Genomic DNA, 21,545 nt, shown 5'->3' on the forward strand with positions numbered 1-21,545 from the left:
ACGCCGGGCGCCGCGCCGCCTTGCTCTGCATCAACCGCCAGCAGACGATCAGTCGTCGCGCGGCTCTCCCGTCAGCACCGGCCATTCGACGATGTAGTCCTCATAGTCCTCGACCGGCACATGCAACTCGCTTACCGTCTTGTCGCGCGCGGAAATACCGGCCTGGTGCACCGTTTCCCGATCGCCAGAGACCAGATAGTGCCACCAGTAGAGATCGTGGCCCTCATCCACCAGCCGGTAGGCGCAGGTCGGCGGCAGCCAGGGGATCTCCTTCACGCCGGCCACATCGAGCTGGATGCATTCCGGCACCGTGGCCCAGCGGTTCGGATAGTCCGAACACTGACAGCTGTGCCCGTCAAGCAACTGACAGGCCACCGAGGTAAAGGCCACCTCCCCCGTCTCCCAGTCCTCAAGCTTGTTCAGACAGCAAAGCCCGCACCCATCGCACAGGCTCTCCCACTCGACAGTGCTCATCTCGTCGAGGCGCTTCAACTTCCAGAAGGGTACGTTGCGTTGGTCGGTCATGCCCGCTCTCGTAAAAGCGGCCTATATGCGCCTGCCGGCCGTTTCGTTCAACCCCGATGCCCTGCAGCGCTCATGGTAAGCCCATGCCGACTTGAACCAAGGTCTTATCACTTTCGGTCAATTGCGACAATTTGCCCGCTTGCTAGCATCCCCCATGCGCCGTGGAGGACCGGCGCTCCTGCGCCGAGGAGGGCGCAGTCCCTTTTCAAGACTTGGGAGGAGTCTGAATGTCTCGTTTCATCATGAACCGGCGCAGCCTGTTAAGGGCCGGCGCCGCGGCCGGCGTCACGCTTGCCGCACCCATGCATTTCATCCGTGGGGCCTATGCCCAGGACATGTCCTGCAACATGCCGACCGGCAGCAATGTCGTCCTCGGCTTCAACGTTCCCCAGACCGGCCCCTATGCCGATGAAGGCCTCGACGAACTGAAGGCCCTGCAGCTCGCCGCCAAACACCTCAACGGTGAAGGCGACGGCGGCATGCTGTCGACCTTCTCCTCGAAAACCCTGAAGGGCAACGGTATCCTCGGCAAGAAGGTTGACTATGTCACCGGCGACACCCAGACGAAGTCGGACGCCGCCCGCGATGGCGCCAAGCGCATGATCGAGAAGGACGGAGCGGTGATGATCACCGGCGGATCATCCTCCGGCGTCGCCGTCGCTGTGCAGAGCCTCTGCCAGGACATGGGCGTCATCTTCATGGCCGGCCTGACCCATTCCAACGACACCACCGGCAAGGACAAGCGCCGCTACGGCTTCCGCCACTTCTTCAATGCCTACCAGTCCGGCGAGGCGCTCGGCCCGGTTCTGGCCGAGGAATACGGAAAGGACCGCCGCGCCTACCACCTGACGGCGGACTACACCTGGGGCTGGACCCAGGAAGAATCGATGAAGAACGCCACCGAGGCACTCGGCTGGGAAACCGTCCAGACGGTCAAGACCCCCGTCGGCGCCGGCGACTTCTCGCAGTACATCACCCCGGTGCTGAATTCCGGCGCAGATGTGCTCATCCTCAACCACTACGGCGGCGACATGGTCAACTCGCTGACCCAGGCCGTCCAGTTCGGCCTCAAGGACAAGCAGGTCAACGGCAAGAACTTCGAGATCGTCGTGCCGCTGTTCTCCGACCTGATGGCCAAGGGCGCAGGCGCCGCCGCCCAGAACATCCTCGGCTCGGCCAACTGGCTATGGTCGCTGGACAATGACGGCACGAAGGCCTTCGTCCAGTCCTTCGGCGCCGAATACGGCTTCCCGCCGTCCCAGGCCGCCCAGACCTGCTATGTCCAGACCCTGCTCTACGCCGATGCCGTCGAGCGCGCCGGCACCTTCTACGCACCCGCCGTCATCAAGGCGCTCGAAGGCTTCGAGTTCGATGGTCTCGGCAACGGCCCGACGCTCTACCGCGCTGCCGATCACCAGTGCATGAAGGACGTCCTCGTCGTCCGCGGTAATCCGGAACCGGAAAACGAATATGACCTCCTGAGGGTGGTCAAGATCGTCCCGCGCTCGCAGGTCGATTACGACCCGTCGATCTTCGGCGGTGAGCTCGGCCCCGATACGCCCAAGCAGTGCTGAACAAATGACAGAGGGGCGGCACTGACCGCCCCTCGCATCTCAACAGCGGATAGCGGTACATGGACGCCATCATCATCCAAATCCTGAACGGTCTCGACAAGGGCGCGGCATATTCGCTGATTGCCCTCGGTCTCACTCTGGTCTTCGGCACGCTCGGCGTGGTCAATTTCGCCCATGGCGCGCTGTTCATGCTCGGTGCCTTCTGCGCCGTTGCCTTCAACGCGCTCATCACCTGGCCGATCCAGCCACCGAAGGCCGAAGGCGCCCTGTTCGCGCCGCGCCCCATCCCCTACATGGAATACGCCTTCGGCGATTTCGGCGCCGCGGTTATCAACTGGTCCGTGCCGCTGTCGATCCTGCTCGCCATTCCCGTGATGCTGCTGTTCGGACTGGTCATGGAACGCGGTCTGATTCGCTTCTTCTACAAGCGCCCGCATGCCGACCAGATCCTCGTCACCTTCGGCCTCGCGATCGTTCTACAGGAAATCATCAAGAAGTTCTTCGGCGCCAACCCGATCCCGCAGACAGCCCCGTCCGCCTTTGCCGGCACCGCCAATATCGGCGCCTGGATCGGCATGGCCGATTCTTTCATCGTCTACCCTTGGTGGCGGCTCATCTATTTCGTGACCGCGCTCGCCATCATCGGCGCCGTCTTCGCCTTCCTGCAATTCACCACCTACGGCATGGTGGTCCGCGCCGGCATGCGGGATCGCGAAACCGTTGGCCTGCTCGGCATCGACATCGAGAAGCGCTTCACCGTGGTCTTCGGCATTGCCGCCGTCGTCGCAGGCCTTGCGGGCGTCATGTACACCCCCATCCTGCCGCCGAACTATCACCTCGGCATGGATTTCCTTGTGCTCAGCTTCGTCGTCGTCGTGGTCGGCGGCATGGGGTCGCTGCCGGGCGCCATCATCGCTGGCTTCACGCTTGGCATCCTGCAGTCCTTCGCCTCGATGAACGAGGTCAAGGCCATCATCCCAGGCATCGACCAGGTGATCATCTATCTCGTCGCCGTCATCATTCTCTTGACCATGCCACGCGGGCTCATGGGCCGCCGCGGCGTCATGGAGGAATAAGATCCCATGTTCGCCAATCTTTCCCGCACCGACTGGCTGCTGTTCCTGATCTTTTCGGCGATCGTGCTTCTGGCACCGATCCTGTTCATGCCGCTTGGCGCCGCATACCCCGCGCTTCTGCAGAAGTTCGCGATCTTCGGCATCTTCGCCATCGGCTTCAACATCCTGTTCGGGCTGACCGGCTATCTCTCCTTCGGCCACGCCGCCTTTCTCGGCGTCGGCTCTTATGCCGCCGTCTGGTCGTTCAAGCTGCTGACGATGAACGCGATCCCGGCGATCCTGTTCGCAATGATCTGCGCCGGCCTCTTTGCCGCCCTCATCGGCTATGTCAGCCTGCGCCGTTCGGGCATCTATTTCTCGATCCTGACGCTCGCTTTTGCCCAGATGAGCTACAATCTCGCCTATTCGGTGCTGACCCCGATCACCAACGGCGAAACCGGCCTTCAGCTTGCGCACAGCGATCCGCGCATTCTCGACCGGATGTTTTTCGAAGCCGGCGCCGGCCTGCCCTCGCCCGATTTCTTCGGCATCGAGCTGCAGGGCTATGCCGGCTTCTATTTCTGCGCGATCGCCCTGCTGATCTGCTTTTTCATCACCATCCGCATCTTCCGCTCACCCTTTGGCATGATGCTGAAAGCGGTCAAGTCGAACCAGAACCGGATGATGTATACCGGCTTCAACACAAGGCCTTACCTCCGCACGGCCTTCATCATCTCCGGCATGTTCGCCGGCCTCGCCGGTGCCCTGATGGCTGTCACCGATCCGCTGGCCGGGGCCGAGCGCATGCAGTGGACCGCGTCGGGCGAAGTCGTGCTGATGACCATCCTCGGCGGCGTCGGCACGCTGGTCGGTCCGGTCATCGGCGCCGTTGTCATCAAGTATTTCGAAAACATCTTCTCGTCATTCAACGAGCAGGCCCTGCACCAGACCTTCTCCTTCCTGCCGGACGTGATCGAGACACCGGTCGTCAAGCTTCTGTCGCTGTTCGTCGGCGATGGCTGGCACCTGACGCTGGGCCTGATCTTCATGGCCATCGTCATCTTCCTGCCGGGCGGCATCATGGAGGGCGTCAAGCGACTCAGGGCCCGCTTCGGCGGTGGTGGCGGTCGTGCCGCAGAGACCAAACTTCAGGCGGCGGAGTAGCACCATGTCCGACATCGTTCTCCACGTCGACAATGTCCACAAGAGCTTCGGCGGGCTCCGCGCCCTTTCCGACGTCAACCTCGAAGTCGAAAGCGGCAAGGTCCACGCAATCATCGGCCCGAACGGCGCCGGCAAGTCGACGCTGCTCAACGTTTGCATCGGCCGCATCCGCCCGAGCCACGGCAAGGTGGTCTTCGATGGCCAGACGCTGACCACCCATGCACCACATGAGATCAACCAGATGGGTGTCTCGCGCGTGTTCCAGACACCGGAAATCTTCCCCGACCTGACGCTTTTGGAAAATGTCATGATCCCGGCCTTTGCGCGCCGCGACGGCGCCTTCAGGCTCAACGCCATCCGTGCACTTTCCGGCGAGAGCGAAATCCGCGAGGAGGCCGAATTCATCCTCGAGGACATCGGCCTGTCGGCCCGTCGCCATCATGAGGCCGGTTCGCTGTCGCGCGGCGACAAGCGCCGGCTGGAACTTGCCATGTGCCTGATCCAGAAACCAAAGCTCCTGCTCCTCGACGAGCCAACCGCCGGCATGGCCCGCCACGACACCAACCGCACCATCGAACTGCTGCAGCGCATCAAGGCCCGCGGCATGACCAAGGTCATCATCGAGCACGACATGCACGTGGTCTTCTCGCTCGCCGACAAGATCTCCGTTCTGGCGCAGGGCCGCATCATCGCCGAGGGCTCGCCCGATGAAGTGCGCGGCAATCCCAAGGTCCGCGAGGCCTATCTTGGCGAGGCAGAGGCATGAACATGCACAAGAACATTCCCGTCGAGGAGCAGATGGTCACAAATCAGGGCGACGCCTTCTTCAGCGTTCGCGACATTCACGCATGGTATGGCGAAAGCTATATCGTACAGGGCGTCTCCTTTGAGATCGAGAAAGGCGAAGTCCTCTCCCTCCTCGGCCGAAATGGTGCCGGCAAGACCACGACACTGCGCACGCTCGCACGTCTCGACAATCCGACGCTGAAAAGCGGCGAGATCTGGCTCGACGGCGAACCGCTCCACACCCGCCGCGCCTTCCAGGCCGCGAAATCCGGCGTTCAACTCGTCCCCGAGGACCGTCGCATCATCGGCGGGCTGACCGTCGAGGAAAATCTGGTTCTGGCGCAGGTCTCGGGCGAAAAGGGCTGGTCGGTCGAAAAGATCTACGATCATTTTCCCCGGCTTGCAGAACGCCGCAAACAGGAAGCCGTCACCATGTCCGGCGGCGAACAACAGATGCTCGCGGTTGCCAGAGCGCTCGCCCGCGACATCAAGATCCTGTTCCTCGACGAACCCTATGAGGGCCTCGCGCCGGTCATCGTCCAGGAGATCGAAAAGATCGTGCGGCAGATCCGAGACCTCGGCATCACCACCATCATCGTCGAGCAGAATGCCGTCGCGGCACTCCGTCTCTCCGACAGGGCGGTGATCATGGATACCGGCCAGGTCGTCTTTTCCGGCAGCGCGAAGGATGTCCTGGACAACGCCGAACTCCGTGAGGAATACCTCGCCATCTAGACCGGCCGCCGACTCAGCGCCCGGTGCGTCAAGAGCCGGGTGCCTATGGTTAACATCTTTCTAACGATTTCCGCCTAAGCTCCTGCCAGAGTGACAATAAACTGCCGGGAGCAAGACCGTGGTCGACCGTTATCGGGAACTGGAAGGGCTTAAGAGCACGCGCAAGCTGGATGTCGTGCTGATGGCAACCGTCTCGAGCTTCGGTGCGCTCGGCAATCCGGCCTCCGGCGAGCTTCGCCGCTTCGCCGAACTCTTCCCCCCCGTCTACGAGGCCTCCAGCGTCGAAGCGCGCCGTCAGGCCGTCGCCGCGCTATCGGCGCTGCCGAACATTCCGCAGAGCGTCTGTCGCTTCATCGGCTCGCAGGAAATCGCGATCGCCGCGACATTCCTCGCCCGCTCGCCCGCAATCTCGGATGAAACGCTCATCGGCATCATCGAGAGCATGGGCGAGGAGCATGTCCGCGCCATCATTCACCGCAACGATCTCTCCCAGCGCGTCGTAGAGGCCCTCATTGGCACCCATCGCCCGGAGGATACGGTCGAACCTTCCGGCAATTTCGACATCGGCGCCGGGAGCCGCGACGATACCGAGGCCCTGCGCCAGACGCTGAAGGCCATGGCCGCCAAGGTCGCCGACGATGCCGACGACCGGCTCGGGCTTTCGACGCTCTCCGAGCTACAGACCGCCCTCCTCGTCCGTTTCGCCCGCCGTGGCGAGACGCCGCTGTTTCTGGAGACCTTCGCCCGCGCGCTTGGCGGCGATCGGGTCCTGGCGCATCGCATCATCGATGATATCTCCGGCCGCCGGCTCGCCATGGCGCTTGTCGCGCTCGGCATGAACAGCGCCGACACGACCTATATCCTGCCGCGGCTCTGCGCACCGCTAGCCGGCGAAGACGCCGAGACGGAGAACCTCGTCGCCTCGCTGAAGCCCGCGCAGTGCATCGAAAGCCTTCTCGTATGGCAATCCGAACGCGAGCAGGAAGTCGAAATCGAGGCCCCCGCCGAAGAAACGGCCGAAGACCGTCGCCGCCGCTCCGCCTGAAGGCACTATTCCTCGGCCAGAGCGAACAAACCTTCGACGGTTTCGGTTTCGAGCGCGACGACCCAGAGGTCGCTGTCGAACTTCAGTTCCTTTTCAAGAGCCTCGGACACCTCGAACGATGCCGCATCGTCCTTGCGCACCTCGAAAAGCCGGTCGACGTCGCCCTCTTCCATGAAACTCTGCGGCGCCGGCATGAAGAGCGTCTCTGTGCCATCCCGCTTCAGCTGCCTTATCGCGATCGCTCCGGCCTCGGGCGAGCCCTTGTGTTCGACGGCCGCAAAACCACCCGCGGAAAACACCCGCCGGATCAGCGCCGAGACGAAGATATCGGATCGAACCCGCATCATGGCCGGGTCACCTTTCAGGGGCGTCAAAGCGCCCCGATTTCCTTGAGCTTGTCGAGCACACTCTCGCTCGGTTCGCCGGTTTCGGGCAACCGGTAATGCTTCTGGAATTCCAGAATGGCATGCCGCGTGCCGGGACCGGCGACGCCATCGACGGTCACGCCATCATAAGCGATATTGATCAGCCCGCGCTGGATTTCGACCACCATCGGATCCGAAGTCTGGGGGGCGGCGCTTTGAGAAAGAAGGCCCGCAACGGGATCGGCGGAGGCAACCTGATCCGGCCGCGGCTGCGGCAAAGGGGTCGACTGCTTCAAAAGCGCCTGAAGACCGGCGTCGGCGACACCCGTTTCGGGCAAGCCTTCAGCCGCCTGAAACTTCCGGATCGCCGCCTCCGTCATCGGCCCGTTCACACCATCCGGCTTGCCGTTGTAATAGCCGCGGGCTGCAAGCGCTGTCTGGATGTCGAGAAGGTTGACAGGAACCGGGGCTTCGGTGTCGGCAGCAGGCGGCGCGGTTTCAGGCACCGGCGGCGCAATATCGGCGGTCGAAACGGTCTCCGCAGCCGGAACGGGCGGCTCTTCCTGAACCTGTTCGAGGATCGCCATCAGATCGTCACCGCCGGCCTCACTTTGCAGGCTGGCAACCTCCACGCCATCCTCTTCGCGCTCGATGCGGAAGGTATCGACGGCGCCGGTGTCCGCCGCCATGTGGCGTCCGGGCACCGCATAGGGATCGGAAAGCTGCCGCGTTTTCATCAGCGGCTCGGGATGCGGGCCGGCCTGATACCAGAGCGCATTCGCCGAGACGAAGCTGAAGACGACGCCAAAAACCAGCGGACCGCCAACCCAACCCGGGTGACGCGCCACAAAGGCGCCCGCCCCGCCCACCGCGCGCAGCACGAGCGGCGTGGATTTCTTCCTGCGTTGTCCTGACTTCTTTTTCTTCGTCTTCGCCATTCACCCGTCATCCGCGATTTTTTTGCACGTTTCGCGAGCCTTCCGCTGCGGTCCGGCAAGGCCCGATTCCGCGCCACCATACAAAGCACGGTTTAACGAAGGGTAATGCAGCCGGCCACCGCCATCCAGTCAAACCGGCCATGATGGGCGAGCCCATCAGCCGGTTTTCTTGCATCATGGTTAACGGAAACGGTCGGCGAAATCGCACGAGAACGGCAGGTTGTGCAAGCAAGCCCTTGAAATCGAAGGGGCCGTCCAAAGCAAGACAAGAACAGGCGCGCAGACCTGTTAACGCCTGTGGCGATCAACCTTGCCCTTTTAGCGGCTCATTTACCCTCATAGATTAAAGTCTCCACCAGTGCCGCAAAGCGGCCGGGACAAAGGACGAGACGCGGACGGGTTCATGAGATTTCTTCTGAAGTCAGCTTTCACGATTTTTCTGCTGCTTCTGGTAGTGCCCTTCTTTGCGCCCTTCCTGCTCGACAGGCCGGTGACGCGCGAAGAGCAGGCCATGCCTTCCGGCCGCGATATCGGCGGCGCAATCTCCGCCGCGCGTGGCACGATCGACTATATGAGCGGCATCTGCAACGACCGCCCGGATGTCTGTGAGGATGGCGCCGGGCTGCTCGGCTATCTCGGCAGTCGCGCCCGACAGGGGGCCGAGATCGTCTATCTCTATCTCGGCCAGCAGTTTGGCGACGAGCAGAAGCCTCCGCAGCAATCTCCCAAGACCGACCGCCCCGAAACTACGTCCGAAAGCATTCTTGTCGATGAACCGACTGTCGCGCAGGAGCCCCCGCCGCCGGCCGACATGGACCCGGTGCGCACCGGTGCCATCGTCGAGACTGCGCCAGCCCCCGACATCCCCGGCCCCGTCCCGGGCCTTGTAACGCCGTCGGCCGAAGTTCCGGTGGCACTGCATATCCCGGGCTATCCCGACCGGGGCCCGGTTCCGACACCGCGGCCGCGCTGAAACGGTGCCTGTTTTCTGCCCGCGGCGATTTAAATCCCCGGCTCACGGGTCTATATGGAACCCAACAGACATGAAGGGCCGGCCATGACCACCAAACTCGACCAGATTCTCGAAGACTTTGCCTTTCTCGATGACTGGGAAGACCGCTATCGCTATGTGATCGAGCTCGGCCGCGAACTGCCCGATCTGCCGGATGCCGAGAAGACCGAGGAAAATCGCGTCCATGGCTGCGCCAGCCAGGTCTGGCTGGTGACCGAGATCGGTAACGGCGACGACCCGATGATGACCTTCAGGGGCGATTCCGACGCCCATATCGTGCGCGGCCTGGTCTCGATCGTCCTCACCGTCTATTCCGGGCTGAAGGCCTCGGAGATCGCCCGGACCGACGCGATCGAGACCTTCCGCAAGATCGGCCTCGTCGAACACCTCTCCGCCCAGCGTGCAAACGGCCTCAATGCGATGGTGACCCGGATCCGCGACCTTGCGGCCCGGGCCTTCGCCGCCTGAGCTGAAGGCTGCCAGTTCAATCCTCAGCAAAAAGTGCGGCAATCTCCGGCCGATAACCCGCCTCACCCCAATGCCTGACACCGCCCCGCGCCGGCGGCGGCGCATAGTGGCGGGCAAGGGCCTGAAGCGCGGTGCGCACCATCAGCTTGGCCGAGCGAACCGGCCACTGCCGCTCCCGCTCCATCCGTTCGAGCCCCTTCATGAAGCAGCAGAAATCGATAGCGACATCGGCGAGTTCCGGCCCGATTGCGCCCAGTGCAGCGCTGACCCGCTTTCGGGCGTCGAGCATTGCGTCGGTCATGTCCGACGGCCCTCGCCATCCGCCGCGTCCGCGGCTTTCGAGCCTTGGCGTCAGCGCCGCTGACACCCCCGGCAACATACCAGCGCGGTAGAAATCCCGCGCCAGCCTCTCGCCCGCCTCGAAGGCAGCCTCCGACAGGAAAGGCTTGCCGTCGCGCGCAACCATCCGCGCCATGACCTCCAGCGGTGACTTTTCGCCGCGCTCAGACATCGTCATGCACCCCCGCAGCGACCACGACCGAAAGCGCCAGGCGCTCCACAGAGGCAATGAACTCGTCGAAATCCCGCTCATCGCGGCGATCCTCGATGACCCGGCAGGAATAGGCCACGGTGGTTCTGTCACGCCCGAAAGCCTGGCCGATCTCGCTCAGCGAGAGCTGCAGCGTCACGTGGCAGACATACATGGCGATCTGCCGGAAATGCGAAACCGGCCGCCGCCGATCCTGATGGAACGAGATCCGGTCGCCGGCGACGAATGCCATTTCCTTGGTGATCAGAAGGACAATCCGGCAGGCCCTGCGGATGGCGCTGGCATTGCTGCAATTCTCCCAGTTTTCCCGCATGCCCGCACCACCGGCGTAGCGGTCCGATACGTATCGGGTCTCGGTAGCAAGCTCTGTGTGTGTGCTCATCGTTCTCCCCAACATGGATAGGAATTAATTCTTACATATCCTACCTAAGCGGGGAGACAACATGGCCTTACATCGGGAGCCTCATTTGTTTTCGTTCAATTTTCAATTTTTACGATAGGATTATATTCCTATTTCGTTCCACCATCAAAATTGCGGCGAATCAGGCAACCCACCGACAGCGTTTGCCCGTCAGCCTAAAAGGTCACAACCAAGAGTAACGAAAGATCAGGTGGAGAACCCGTAAGTCATCATGTCGTCTGCGGCATTAAAAACAACGAGAATGCTGAGGATACAGATCCCAAAACAAGAAACCGGCCCGCTTTTGGCGAGCCGGTTCAAAAAAAAGGATCAGGCCTGATCAGCGCTTGCGACGCTGGCCCAGCCCCATTTCCTTGGCAAGCCGCGACCGGGCTTCGGCGTAGGAAGGGGCCACCATCGGGTAATCGGCCGGGAGATCCCACTTCTCGCGGTAAGAGTCGGGCGACAAATCATGATGGGTCATGAGATGGCGCTTCAGCGACTTGAATGTGCCGCCGCATTCCAGGCAGACCAGATGATCACCGCTGATCGACTTGCGAACGGAAACCGCCGGCTTCTGCTTTTCGGCAGCCGGCAGACTGCCGACCGGCTTGGAGGTATTGCTGAGAGCAGCGTGGACTTCCATGATAAGCCCAGGCAAATCAGTAGTTTGCACGACGTGATTGCTGACATAGGCCGCAACGATATCGGCGGTCAGTTCAACCAGATTCTGGGTCTCCTGTTCGACCACAGCGTCCGTCATCATAAACTCCTATCCAATCAAAATATCTGTCTCAACCAACAAAGCAGCGCGTCGCATGCATCGCGACGGTATTCCCCCAACACGCCTTAGAGCGGCACTGCTTAAGCGCGGCCGATCACAAGACATACACGTCCTAAAGCATTTGATCCGTAACGATCTCTTAACCGTTTTCCGGAAAGACAGAGGTTGTTATAGTGACGAGGCGCGCATATGCGCACATCTGCTGGTGAAATATCACTACCCGCACAAATGTAAAGTTATAAACGCTGAAAATTCTTTTTTATTTGCAAAAAAGTCGTTTTTCGGCTCCGAAAGCATACAGAGACGCTTTAATACTTAAAAACATTCAAAACAGGAATGACGGCCTGTCAGGCTTTGTCATCTCTACTGTCGAGATCATCCAGAACAGTCTTTTCGTAAAGAGGGTAACCAATCTCGTGGGCCGCACGGGCAAGCAGATGGGCAGAAATCGGTGCGGTCAGGATGAAGAACAGGATACCGGCCAGCGCCCGTACAAAGGTCGGAATATCGCCCGAATGAATGCCGACGGCGAGGAAGATCAGCCCGGCGCCGACGGTACCGGCCTTCGAGGCGGCGTGCATGCGGGTATAAAGATCAGGCAGGCGCAGGATGCCGATCGCAGCCGTCAAAGCAAATGCAGAGCCGCCAAGCATCAGAACCGAAACCAGGATTGCAACGACATAGGCCATCCGTCAGCCCTCCTTGTCCGCATCGGCGGAAACCACCGGAATGCCATCACCGCTTTCGCCCTCGTCATAGGCCATCGGGTGCGGCTTGACGGCAAAGCCGGCCTCCGTCTCCGCGCGCATGCCGCTTGAGCGGATGAAGCGGGCGAAGGCAACGGTGGCGAGAAAGCCGACTAGGCCAAGCGCGATCGCGATATCGATATAGAGCGTGAAGCCGCTGCGGATCGCGATGACCACGATAAAGCCCATGCCGACCGCGACGATCATGTCGAGTGCCAGAGCCCGGTCCGGCAGCGTCGGCCCCTTGACTGCCCTGAAGGCCGTCAGCAGAAGCGCGATCGACAGGAATATGATGGAGATATCCGCAGCCCAGCGGACGATGAGGTCAGGCGTCATCAGGCAAAGGCCTCCCTGATTTTCGTCTCGAACCCGTCCGCGATGCCGCGGCGGATGCCGTCGGGGTCGGCGCAGTCAAGCGCATGGATGTAGAGGTACTTCTTGTCATCGGAGACATCGACCGAAAGCGTGCCCGGCGTCAACGTGATCATGTTGGCAAGCAACACGATCTCGAAGTCCCGCTCGAGGCGAAGCTCGTAGCGGAAAATACCCGGCTTCAGCTCCATACGCGGCGAGCAGACAAGTTTCGCGACGCTCCAGGCCGAAACCATCAGCTCGTAGAGAAACAGCAGGAACAGCGAGATGATCCGGCGCATGCGGGTATAGTATCCTCGCCCGCCCACCTGATAGCGCACCAACGCCACGCAGATTGCCCCGACAATGAAGCCGAAGACCAGATTGTGCAGGGAGGCGCTACCAGTCACTGCGACCCAGATGATGGCAAGAACGAGGTTCAGCACAAACATGTTCATCAGAGCCCTCCTCCCGGAAATACCGACATGAAGTAGCCTTCCGGCGAAAGAATACCCTCGACAGCGCGGGAAACGACGGCAAGCAGCGGCTCCGGATAAAGGCCGAAGATGATCACCAGCGCCGAGAGCCCGATGAGCGGCAGCCATTCGAGCGTCGAAAGCCGGATCACGGGCCCGCCTCCGCCAAGCGGCGCCGGGCGCCAGTAGGCCAGAAGGAAGACGCGGCCGAGCGCGAATGTCGAGAAGAAGCCACCGATGAGAATGGCGGCGGCCAGCCACCAGCTGCCATCGGCGAGCGCGGATTTCACCAGGATCGCCTTCGGCCAGAACCCGGAAAACGGCGGCAGACCGGCGGCTGCGAAAAACAGCGCAAGACTGAGCCCGGAGAAAGCCGGCGCGCGCCGGTAAAGTCCGGCGATCGCGCCGATCGAAAAGCCTCCCGCAAGCTTGCCCGCAAGGCCGGTGACGAAATAGAGCGCGGTCATCAGGATGATGGAGTGCAGCGCATAGAACACCGCGCCCTCAAGCCCTTCCACGCTGCCGATCGCGACACCGGCGAGCATGTTGCCGATGCCGACGATGACGATGTAGCCGACGGCGCGGCGCATGTCGTGCTGCGCGATCGCACCCATGCCGGCCAGCAAGATCGTGAGAAAGGCGGAAATGCCGATCAGCATGCCGAGATTGGCCAGGTCCCCCGGCAGGATCATCACCATGACCCTGAGCAGCGCGTAGATGCCGACCTTGGTCAGGAGACCGCCGAACAGCGCCGAAACGACGGTGCGTGGCGTGTGATAGGAGGCGGGCAGCCAGAAATTCACCGGAAAGGCCGCTGCCTTCATGCCGAAAGCCAGCACGAACAGCGCGGCGATCGTCGCCGTCGGCAGCGTCGCATCATCACGCGCCCGCATGGCGACGTCCGCCATGTTGAGCGTGCCGAACACGGCGTAAAGATAAGCCACAGCGATCAGGAACAGCGTCGTGCCGATAAGGTTGAGGACGGCATATTTCATCGCGCCGTCGAGCTGCTCGTGGGTCGAACCCAGGATGAGCAGGCCGAAGGAGGAAATCAGCAGGACCTCGAACCACACATAGAGGTTGAAGATGTCGCCGGTCAGGACGGCGCCGGAAACGCCTGCCAAAAGCAGCATCAGGAAGGGATAGAAGCCATAGCGGCGGCCGCTTCTGTTGACGTCGTCGACAGCGAAAATCGCGCCGGCAAGGCCAACGATACTGGCCGCCAGTGCAAACAGCGCACTCATGATATCGGCGGAAAACGCAATACCGAATGGCGGCAGCCAGCGACCGGCGACCATGGTGATCGGTCCAGTGGTGCAGACCGCGTAAAGCAGCATTGCGTCGATCACCACCAGAAGAACGAGCGCCGGAATGGCGATGACGGGGTGCCAGAACGTGTGCTTTCGCACCAGCATCAGCACCGCGCCGACGATAATGCATAGCGCCACCGGAAGAATGACCAGCCATTCGCCAAGCGGCGACGGCGCGGTAATCATGGCCTGGGCAATATCGACGGCATGTGTGGAGGAAGAGGAAGCCATGGTGTTCTTGTCGTTATCCCCGTTCAGTAGCCGGTCGGCGGCATTGGCTGATCCTTGGGTTCAGCCGATCGCATGTCGTCGGTATCGTCGGTGTTGAGGTCCTGGTAGGCCCGGTAGGTCAGCACCAGCAGGAAAGCCAGGAAGGAAAAGGAGATCACGATCGCCGTCAGGATCAGCGCCTGCGGCAGCGGATTGGCCGTCCCGGCACCCAGCGTATCCGCCCCCTCCTCAATGATTGGCGGCGTCAGGCCGGTTATCCGCCCGGCCGTGAAAATCAACAGGTTGACGGCATTGCCGAGAATGGCGATGCCCAGCATGATGCGGATGCTGTGGCGTGAGAGCATCAGATAGATGGCGGCGGCAAAGAAGATGCCGACCAGGACCGCGAGCACCGATTCCATCAGCAATGGTCCTTTTCTTCAAGGGCCAGAAAGATCGACGAGATCGACCCGACCACGACGAGATAGACCCCGATATCGAAGGTCGTCACGGTCGAGATCGGCACCTCGACGCCGAAGATGACCGGATAGATCCAGTGCGCGGTCATGAACGGCACATGGGCGAAGATCGAAATGAAGCCGGAAAGAGCTGACAGCAGCAGGCCCGACCCCGCGATCGTCATCGGATGAAAGTAGAGTGCCCGACGCACGGCGGAGACGCCCATGGCGATGCCGAAGATCGCCAGCGCCGAGGCTGCGATCAGCCCGCCGATGAACCCGCCGCCCGGTGCATTATGCCCCCGGAGCAGCACGAAGATCGAAAACAGCATCATCAGGGCGGAAAGAAAGGGTGCCGCCGTGCGAAAGATCAGCGTGTTCATCGGACCGTCTCCTCGTCCACGGGATTGTCGGTGCCCTGCCGCCCTTCGGCGCTGCGGCCCGCGCGAATGCGGATGAGCGCCAGAATGGCAAGGCCGGTAATCATCACCACCGCAATCTCGCCCAGCGTATCCGTTCCGCGGAAGTCGACGATGATCACGTTGACGACGTTGTGCCCGTGGGCAATCACTTTCGAGTAGCTGTTAAAGAACTGCGTCAGCGCATCATTGAACGGCACTTCGGTTGCCCGCATCAGCAACAGCGAGAAGCCGAGGCCGCAGGCAACGGCGATGGTCCCGTCGAACACCTTCTGGATCATGGAGCGATGGTCGGAGGGCACCAGGTTCAGCCGGGTCATGACCAGCGTCAGGATCACCACCGACAGGGTCTCGACCATGAACTGCGTGAACGAAAGGTCCGGCGCGCCGAGCAGCAGGAACAGCACCGCCACCGCGAACCCCTGAATGCCGAGGGTAACGATCGCGGTCAGGCGGTTATGCGCATTGATCACCGCAAGGAGGCCGATGATCGCGAGCGCAAAGATCACCCAGTGGCCGAGCTCGAAATTCCGCGGAATGCTCGGCAGGTCCGGCATCTCGCCGAAAGAGACCAGCGAAATCAGCAACACCGCCGCGACCGAAATGAATGTCGCCGTGATGTAGAACTCAAGACGGCCCGGCTGAACACGCTGGCTCACCCGGAAGGACAGGGCGACAAGCCCGCGCACGAAGCCATCGAACCAGGTGTCCGGCCCCGGCCCGAGGCGCGTGAACAGCGTATCCGCCGCAGCCCTCGCTGCGGTCAGCCGCATATAGACAACGATGGCGATGATCACCGTCAGCACCGAAAGCGCAAGCGGAATGCCGATATGGGGAATGAGCGAAAGATGGATTTCGACCGTCTCGCCAGCGACGGCGCTTGCCATCGGCCCGGAGAAATGGCCATTGAAATAATGCGAGAACAGGGCGGCCAAGAGAGCCGTCACACCGAGCGCAACCGGGCCGATCCACATCAGTGCCGGGCCTTCATGGGCGTGTTTCGGCGTCTCGACCTTGGGTCCGACGAACGGCTTCAGCCCGACACCGAACCCGACCGCAAACATCAGCGCATTGCCGATGATGGCGACCACCAGGAAGATCAGCGCGAAAACGCTGCCTGTCGCCAGCGCCTCGTAAATCCCCTCCTTGGCGAGGAAGCCGACGAAGGGCGGCAGGCCGCCCATCGAGATCGCGCCTGCAAGTCCTGCAGCGAAGGTGATCGGCATTGCCTTTGCCAGCCCGCCGAGCCTGGTGAGGTCACGCGTGCCCGTCTCGTGGTCAATCAGACCTGCGACCATGAACAGGCCGCCCTTGAACAGCGCGTGAGCGATCAGGTAGAGCACCGCGCCCTCGATGGCATGCGGCAGCCCCATGCCGGTCATCATCACCATCAGGCCGAGCGATGCGACGGTGGTATAGGCAAGCATCTGCTTCAGGTCCGTCTGACGGATCGCGAGCAGCGAACCGACCATCAGCGTCACCCCACCGAACAGCGGCAGAACGGTGGTCCAGAGCGCTGTGTCGCCCATCACCGGGTTCAGCCGCATCAGCAGATAGACACCGGCCTTCACCATGGTGGCAGAGTGGAGATAGGCCGACACAGGGGTCGGCGCTTCCATGGCGTTCGGAAGCCAGAAGTGGAACGGAAACTGCGCCGACTTGGTGAAGGCGCCGCCGAGCACCAGGATAAAGGCCGCGAGATAGAGCGGGCTGTCGCGCAGCACATTGCCGGTGGCAAACAGTTCGGAAAGCGAATTGGCACCAGTGATGTTCTGGATCAACAGCACGCCGGCGAGCAGGATCAGCCCGCCGCCACCGGTCACCACCAGCGCCTGCAGCGCCGCGCGCCGCGAGGCTTCCCGCTCATTGTCGAAGCCGATCAGCAGGAACGAGGTGATCGAGGTGAGCTCCCAGAAGACGAACAGCATCAGAAGCCCGTCGGAAATCACCACGCCCAGCATAGAGCCCATGAACATGAACATGAAGGACAGGAATCGCGCCTGAAGGGCATGTCCCTTCATGTAGCCGCCGGCATAAAGCACGATCATCGTGCCGATACCGGTGACCAGGATCGCAAAGGTCAGCGAAAGCCCGTCGAGGAGGAAGGAGAAACGGATGCCGAGACTCGGAATCCAGTCATAGCCGCCGGTCAGCGTTTCGCCGGCAGCGACCCTCGGAACGAGCCGCAGAAATTGCAGCAGCGAGAAGAGCGGAAGCAGCGCCAGCAGCCAGGGGGCAACCGAGCCAAAGAGCCTGTAGAAGATGGGAGACAGGACCGCGCCCAGGAAAGGCAGGCCGAGGGCCAGAAGGATCAAAGCCGTTTCGCTGGCGGTCATGGCGTCTCCAACAACAAGTACGTACCTGAGCGGCCGCGACCACGGCCTTGGTTCAATTACGGCAATATCTACGCCATCTCAAGTGCTTGGAGGTCATTTTCCGCAGTTGCACAATGGCAGCGAGAGCCCAGCACCGGTTCCGCGCCGGCCGGGCATTGCTTTTCTTCAAGCTCAACCACATTTTAAGGGCCGAAATGCCATTAAACGGCAAAAAGGATCGGAGCGCGACATTGACACAAGGCAATAAACAGAAAAAAGCACTCACGGAACAGGAATGGCGCGAACAGCTGACGCCGGAACAGTTTCACATTCTGCGCGAGCATGGCACCGAGCGCGCCTTTACCGGCCCCTATTGGAACAGTTTCGAGACCGGAACCTACTACTGCGCCGCCTGCGAAACCCCGCTTTTCAAGTCCGACACCAAGTTTGACGCCGGCTGCGGCTGGCCGAGCTTTTTCGAGCCGGTCGCTCCGGATGTGGTGACCGAACTCCGCGATGATTCACTCGGCATGGTACGGACGGAAATCCGCTGCGCCAATTGCGGCGGCCACCTCGGCCATGTTTTCCCCGACGGACCACCGCCGACCGGGTTGCGCTACTGCATGAACGGTCACGCCATGCATTTCGTCCCGGACGCCAAGTAAAATTTCCGAGAGCATGCAAGAAACCGGCCTTCAGGGGCCGGTTTTTCTTTGGAAAGCTAAGGAGGCGCATAAAGCAAGCGCTAACATAAGACCGGCCGACCGATTTCCCGGGACACGAGGAATCCCTTTGGGTCATCGGCCGGCCGACCCCACGACTCCAGGAGATGCGGCGGACCTGAGCATCATGGGGTATTGGTAAATGCTGAAATAGTTAATAAGTCCGGACCAACTCGAGAATCAACCATTTTCGCTAGTTTTACGCGAAATCTGTCGATTATATGGTTAATGACGCGCCAGGCGCAGTCGCACTGCGCGCGTTACTTCCCAAATAAACATCACGTTATCGCTCACTAGGCAGAAAAACGACGGGCTTTCAAAGCGTTCGGCGATATCTGTTGCAGTGCAGTATAAAACTTGCTTTTCGTCAAATCTAAGTCTTAGCTGACATCCATTAGCGCTGTCCGCAGATCGGCACCCTGGGTGCCCTCCTCGGCGTCGGCGTGCAAGCGCTGAAGATTGCTCCAGCGGGCATCAAGCCGGGCCCGCAGCAGGTCGATGGCGGCCTCGGCATCGTCGCGAAGGCGATCGGGGTAGAGGATGGCAAAAAGCCCTTCCTCGACCCGGCTTGCCGCCTCGCGACCCTCAAGGTGGGCGCGGATGAGCGCGGCAACGGCCTCGATCGCATCGTCCTGTGTGCCTTCCGGCAGACGGACAATCCCCATGAACAGAGGCGTGCCGGCCGAACCGGCATCCCGCCGCATCGCACTCAGCGTTGCGGCGAAGCGCTCCGGGGCCAAAAGTCCGGTAATGCCGTCGAGCGGCGCGGTCTCCTCGATGCTGGCATCGACCTGCTCGGTGAGCGTCTCCAGATAGCGCTTGCGGCGCAGGTGCAGCAGTGCCCGCAGCACCAGTTCGCCGGTCTCTCCGGGCCAGGTCATGCAATCGTCGGCATTGCGCGCGGCATCACCCGCGGCGGCAATATTGCCGCCCGGTTCGCTGAGCGCGATCAACGGGACGAAGCGCATCGCGGGGATGCATCGAAGCTGGCCGCAGATGCGCAGCGCATCGGCAAGCAGCGGGCCGCCGTCAACGAGCACGAGGTCGAAGCTTTGCCGGGCCGCAAGATAGAGCGCTTCGGCGAGGTCGCCGGTGGCCACCGTCGCCGTCAGCGACAGCATGCTTTTCAAGAGATCCTGCCGGGTTGCAGGGTCTTCGGCGACCACGAGCACGCGTACTGAAGTGTCCGGCACCGCGCTCGCATAGGCGAGCCTTCCCTCGCCGATGCCAGCCTCGCTCTGCAGCGTGTTGTAGCGCAGCAGCGCCGATATCCGTGCCGCCGCGGATGAGAGATTGTGCTCGAGGCCGATAACGTCGTCCGCCCCTGCGCGCAGCGCCGCCAGGCGCAGCACGGCATCGGCATTCTCCGCCGTGACCAGGGCCACCGGAGCGCGGACGCCGGAATCATGTTCCTTCAGGATTCCGCAGCAGGCCAGCGCCGGACCCGCGTCCTCCTCGTCGACCGCGACAAGGATGAGGCTTGCGGCATTGACCGCCTCCATCGTGCCGTCGCTGTCGCTGAAGTCGGCCTGATGAAACGCCACGGGCCAGTTCGCAAGCATCGCCTGCAGCGTCAGAGCCACAGCGCCCTCGCCGCCGATCAGAACTATGCTTTCATGCCTTGCGGTATTCACGTTCGCTCCCTCACGCGTCGCCGAGATAGGACTTCACCGTCTTGATGAAGTGCGGCACGGAAACGGGTTTGGACAGATAGGCGTCGCAGCCGGCCTCGCGGATGCGCTCCTCGTCGCCGCGCATGGCAAAGGCCGTGACCGCGATGATCGGAATCTTGGCAAGTTCCCGGTCGGCCTTCAGGCTGCGGGCGATTTCAATGCCGGAGAGTTCGGGCAACTGGATATCCATCAGAATCAGTCCGGGGCGATGCCGGCGGGCGAGCTCCATGGCGTCGACGCCGGTGCGCGACAGCACCGCCTCGTAGCCGGAAGCTTCGACGAGATCACGAAACAGCTTCATATTCAAATCGTTATCTTCAACAATCAAGACCTGTTTCGCCATCAAACGCCATCCCCTTGCCCGGCTTGGAAAGCAGCCGGCGAAGCGCTAGAATCGCTTCCACCCCGTCATGGGCACATCTGCCGCCGAGTTTAGGGCGATTTGGTTAAGAAACGGAAATCCCGCGTGCAACATTCTGAAAATCCTTCCGCCGCCACAGCGGAGCATGAGCTCGCCGTCGCCATCCTCGTCTGGCTTGCCAGCGAACCCGAGCTCCTGTCGCGCTTTTGCGCACTCACCGGCGTTGATGCCGGCGAACTGCGCGCGCTTTCGGAAGGCGATGGCTTCGAGGCCGCGATGATCGGCTTCATCGCCGGCCACGAGCCGACCCTGATGGCCTTTTGCAACGACAATCAGATTGCCCCCGAAACCATCACCCGCGCCTGGCAGAAGCTCGAATATGGCAGCGGAGGCAACGATTTCTGATGGCCGACAAACTGAGCGACATCGCGGCCGACGACCTTGATATCGGCCACAGACCGCTTGTCGTCTGCGATGTCGACGAGGTCGTGCTGCAATTCGTCGCGCCGTTCAAGGCCTTCCTCAAGGCGAACGGCCACGAACTGGTGCTGCGCACCTTCTCGCTGAACGGCAATGTGTTCTCGCTGGAGACCGGCACTGAAATTCCGGATGCGGAGGTCGAAGCTCTGCTGACCGCCTTCTACGATGCGCAGGAGGATTGGCAGGAGCCGTTCGAGACGGCACGCGAGACGCTCGAAGGCCTCACCGACATCGCCGACGTGCTGCTGCTCACCGCCATGCCGCCCCGCCACCGCGAGAAGCGCCGGCGCCTTCTCCGGCGCAACGGCTTCGACTTTCCGCTGATCGCCACCGAGCGCCCAAAGGGTGAGGTCCTGAGCGCGCTTTGCGCCACCCACCCGCCTGCCCTCGTCTTCATCGACGACATGCTCTACAACTGCCGCTCCGTCACCCGGCACCTGCCCGGCGCGCTTGCGATCAATCTGCTGATCGATGACGATTACCGGGCGTTGGCGCCGAAAACCGAGCCGCCCTCGGTTGTCGCTGCCGGCTGGAAGGAGGCGGAGATGTTGATCCGCCGGCACATCGCCGAAAGCCGTTGAGCGTTTTTGCCACCGGCTTGCTTTCGCTTCTGCCCGGGGTTA

26 protein-coding genes are annotated in these 21,545 nt (G+C 61.8%); 11 read left to right on the plus strand and 15 right to left on the minus strand.

What is annotated here, in order from left to right:
• Positions 1-48: 48 nt before the first annotated feature.
• Complete coding sequence (locus TM49_RS18635) at positions 49-525, minus strand: YcgN family cysteine cluster protein (RefSeq protein WP_045683465.1); 477 nt, start codon at positions 523-525, stop codon at positions 49-51.
• A 227-nt stretch (positions 526-752) separates the two neighbouring features.
• On the opposite strand from TM49_RS18635, the gene TM49_RS18640 reads away from it, so the two are divergent.
• The 6 genes from TM49_RS18640 (at position 753) to TM49_RS18665 (ending at position 6,884) form a co-directional block, all read left to right on the plus strand.
• A complete protein-coding gene (locus tag TM49_RS18640) occupies positions 753-2,099 on the plus strand; it encodes a substrate-binding protein (protein ID WP_045683467.1) in 1,347 nt (448 codons plus the stop codon).
• Between the two features lie 59 nt (positions 2,100-2,158).
• Entirely contained in the window at positions 2,159-3,175 is a 1,017-nt protein-coding gene (locus TM49_RS18645; RefSeq protein WP_045683469.1) for a branched-chain amino acid ABC transporter permease, read from the plus strand.
• 6 nt (positions 3,176-3,181) lie between these two features.
• A complete protein-coding gene (locus TM49_RS18650) occupies positions 3,182-4,318 on the plus strand; it encodes a branched-chain amino acid ABC transporter permease (protein ID WP_045683471.1) in 1,137 nt (378 codons plus the stop codon).
• 4 nt (positions 4,319-4,322) lie between these two features.
• Complete coding sequence (locus tag TM49_RS18655) at positions 4,323-5,084, plus strand: ABC transporter ATP-binding protein (RefSeq protein WP_045683473.1); 762 nt, start codon at positions 4,323-4,325, stop codon at positions 5,082-5,084.
• Entirely contained in the window at positions 5,081-5,839 is a 759-nt protein-coding gene (locus TM49_RS18660; RefSeq protein ID WP_045683475.1) for an ABC transporter ATP-binding protein, read from the plus strand. The genes TM49_RS18655 and TM49_RS18660 overlap by 4 nt, the downstream gene beginning before the upstream one ends.
• A gap of 118 nt (positions 5,840-5,957) precedes the next feature.
• Positions 5,958-6,884 (plus strand): DUF2336 domain-containing protein, encoded by a 927-nt coding sequence (locus TM49_RS18665; protein ID WP_052699935.1) that lies wholly within the window; start codon positions 5,958-5,960, stop codon positions 6,882-6,884.
• 5 nt (positions 6,885-6,889) lie between these two features.
• Here TM49_RS18665 and TM49_RS18670 read toward each other — a convergent pair whose 3' ends face one another.
• Positions 6,890-7,228 carry a DUF1491 family protein gene (locus TM49_RS18670; protein WP_045685486.1) on the minus strand — a complete coding sequence of 113 codons (339 nt, stop codon included), beginning with the start codon at positions 7,226-7,228 and terminating at the stop codon, positions 6,890-6,892.
• 26 nt (positions 7,229-7,254) lie between these two features.
• Positions 7,255-8,187: a peptidoglycan-binding domain-containing protein gene (locus TM49_RS18675; RefSeq protein ID WP_045683476.1), complete on the minus strand. Its 933-nt coding sequence runs from the start codon at positions 8,185-8,187 to the stop codon at positions 7,255-7,257.
• 403 nt (positions 8,188-8,590) lie between these two features.
• On the opposite strand from TM49_RS18675, the gene TM49_RS22760 reads away from it, so the two are divergent.
• Positions 8,591-9,160 (plus strand): DUF5330 domain-containing protein, encoded by a 570-nt coding sequence (locus TM49_RS22760; protein WP_052699936.1) that lies wholly within the window; start codon positions 8,591-8,593, stop codon positions 9,158-9,160.
• Between the two features lie 84 nt (positions 9,161-9,244).
• The gene (locus TM49_RS18685; RefSeq protein WP_045685489.1) at positions 9,245-9,667 is read left to right on the plus strand and encodes a SufE family protein; all 423 of its coding nucleotides are present in this window, start codon (positions 9,245-9,247) and stop codon (positions 9,665-9,667) included.
• Positions 9,668-9,683: 16 nt separating this feature from the next.
• On the opposite strand, the gene TM49_RS18690 is transcribed toward TM49_RS18685, so the two are convergent.
• From TM49_RS18690 to TM49_RS18735, 10 genes are all read right to left on the minus strand, one after another.
• The gene (locus tag TM49_RS18690; protein ID WP_052699937.1) at positions 9,684-10,184 is read right to left on the minus strand and encodes a DUF6456 domain-containing protein; all 501 of its coding nucleotides are present in this window, start codon (positions 10,182-10,184) and stop codon (positions 9,684-9,686) included.
• On the minus strand, positions 10,171-10,599 hold the full coding sequence (locus tag TM49_RS18695) for a helix-turn-helix domain-containing protein (protein ID WP_244464756.1): 429 nt from the start codon (positions 10,597-10,599) through the stop codon (positions 10,171-10,173). Before TM49_RS18695 ends, TM49_RS18690 begins: the two co-directional genes overlap by 14 nt.
• A 358-nt stretch (positions 10,600-10,957) precedes the next feature.
• The gene (locus TM49_RS18700) at positions 10,958-11,380 is read right to left on the minus strand and encodes a Ros/MucR family transcriptional regulator (protein WP_045685493.1); all 423 of its coding nucleotides are present in this window, start codon (positions 11,378-11,380) and stop codon (positions 10,958-10,960) included.
• Positions 11,381-11,748: 368 nt separating this feature from the next.
• A complete protein-coding gene (mnhG, locus tag TM49_RS18705; RefSeq protein WP_045683477.1) occupies positions 11,749-12,090 on the minus strand; it encodes a monovalent cation/H(+) antiporter subunit G in 342 nt (113 codons plus the stop codon).
• A gap of 3 nt (positions 12,091-12,093) precedes the next feature.
• Positions 12,094-12,483 (minus strand): cation:proton antiporter, encoded by a 390-nt coding sequence (locus tag TM49_RS18710; RefSeq protein ID WP_082074814.1) that lies wholly within the window; start codon positions 12,481-12,483, stop codon positions 12,094-12,096.
• Positions 12,483-12,956, minus strand: coding sequence for a Na+/H+ antiporter subunit E (locus TM49_RS18715; RefSeq protein WP_045683479.1), 474 nt, complete (start codon positions 12,954-12,956; stop codon positions 12,483-12,485). The genes TM49_RS18710 and TM49_RS18715 overlap by 1 nt, the downstream gene beginning before the upstream one ends.
• Positions 12,956-14,515 (minus strand): Na+/H+ antiporter subunit D, encoded by a 1,560-nt coding sequence (locus tag TM49_RS18720; RefSeq protein WP_045683481.1) that lies wholly within the window; start codon positions 14,513-14,515, stop codon positions 12,956-12,958. Before TM49_RS18720 ends, TM49_RS18715 begins: the two co-directional genes overlap by 1 nt.
• A gap of 23 nt (positions 14,516-14,538) precedes the next feature.
• The gene (locus tag TM49_RS18725; protein WP_045683482.1) at positions 14,539-14,916 is read right to left on the minus strand and encodes a Na+/H+ antiporter subunit C; all 378 of its coding nucleotides are present in this window, start codon (positions 14,914-14,916) and stop codon (positions 14,539-14,541) included.
• Complete coding sequence (locus TM49_RS18730) at positions 14,916-15,335, minus strand: Na(+)/H(+) antiporter subunit B (RefSeq protein ID WP_045683484.1); 420 nt, start codon at positions 15,333-15,335, stop codon at positions 14,916-14,918. Before TM49_RS18730 ends, TM49_RS18725 begins: the two co-directional genes overlap by 1 nt.
• Positions 15,332-17,707 (minus strand): putative monovalent cation/H+ antiporter subunit A, encoded by a 2,376-nt coding sequence (locus TM49_RS18735; RefSeq protein WP_045683486.1) that lies wholly within the window; start codon positions 17,705-17,707, stop codon positions 15,332-15,334. The genes TM49_RS18730 and TM49_RS18735 overlap by 4 nt, the downstream gene beginning before the upstream one ends.
• A 155-nt stretch (positions 17,708-17,862) precedes the next feature.
• Here TM49_RS18735 and msrB point away from each other — a divergent pair, with 155 nt between their 5' ends.
• The gene (gene msrB, locus TM49_RS18740; RefSeq protein ID WP_425283258.1) at positions 17,863-18,351 is read left to right on the plus strand and encodes a peptide-methionine (R)-S-oxide reductase MsrB; all 489 of its coding nucleotides are present in this window, start codon (positions 17,863-17,865) and stop codon (positions 18,349-18,351) included.
• Positions 18,352-18,788: 437 nt separating this feature from the next.
• Here msrB and TM49_RS18745 read toward each other — a convergent pair whose 3' ends face one another.
• Both TM49_RS18745 and TM49_RS18750 read right to left on the minus strand, forming a co-directional pair.
• Positions 18,789-20,042 (minus strand): PleD family two-component system response regulator, encoded by a 1,254-nt coding sequence (locus TM49_RS18745; RefSeq protein ID WP_045683490.1) that lies wholly within the window; start codon positions 20,040-20,042, stop codon positions 18,789-18,791.
• Positions 20,043-20,052: 10 nt separating this feature from the next.
• Positions 20,053-20,424 (minus strand): response regulator, encoded by a 372-nt coding sequence (locus tag TM49_RS18750; RefSeq protein WP_045683492.1) that lies wholly within the window; start codon positions 20,422-20,424, stop codon positions 20,053-20,055.
• A 123-nt stretch (positions 20,425-20,547) separates the two neighbouring features.
• Here TM49_RS18750 and TM49_RS18755 point away from each other — a divergent pair, with 123 nt between their 5' ends.
• Complete coding sequence (locus TM49_RS18755; RefSeq protein ID WP_045683494.1) at positions 20,548-20,847, plus strand: DUF3572 domain-containing protein; 300 nt, start codon at positions 20,548-20,550, stop codon at positions 20,845-20,847.
• Positions 20,847-21,503, plus strand: coding sequence for a hypothetical protein (locus TM49_RS18760; RefSeq protein WP_045683496.1), 657 nt, complete (start codon positions 20,847-20,849; stop codon positions 21,501-21,503). The genes TM49_RS18755 and TM49_RS18760 overlap by 1 nt, the downstream gene beginning before the upstream one ends.
• The last annotated feature ends 42 nt before the right edge of the window (positions 21,504-21,545 follow it).

The sequence above is a fragment of the Martelella endophytica genome (assembly GCF_000960975.1).
Classification (GTDB): domain Bacteria; phylum Pseudomonadota; class Alphaproteobacteria; order Rhizobiales; family Rhizobiaceae; genus Martelella; species Martelella endophytica.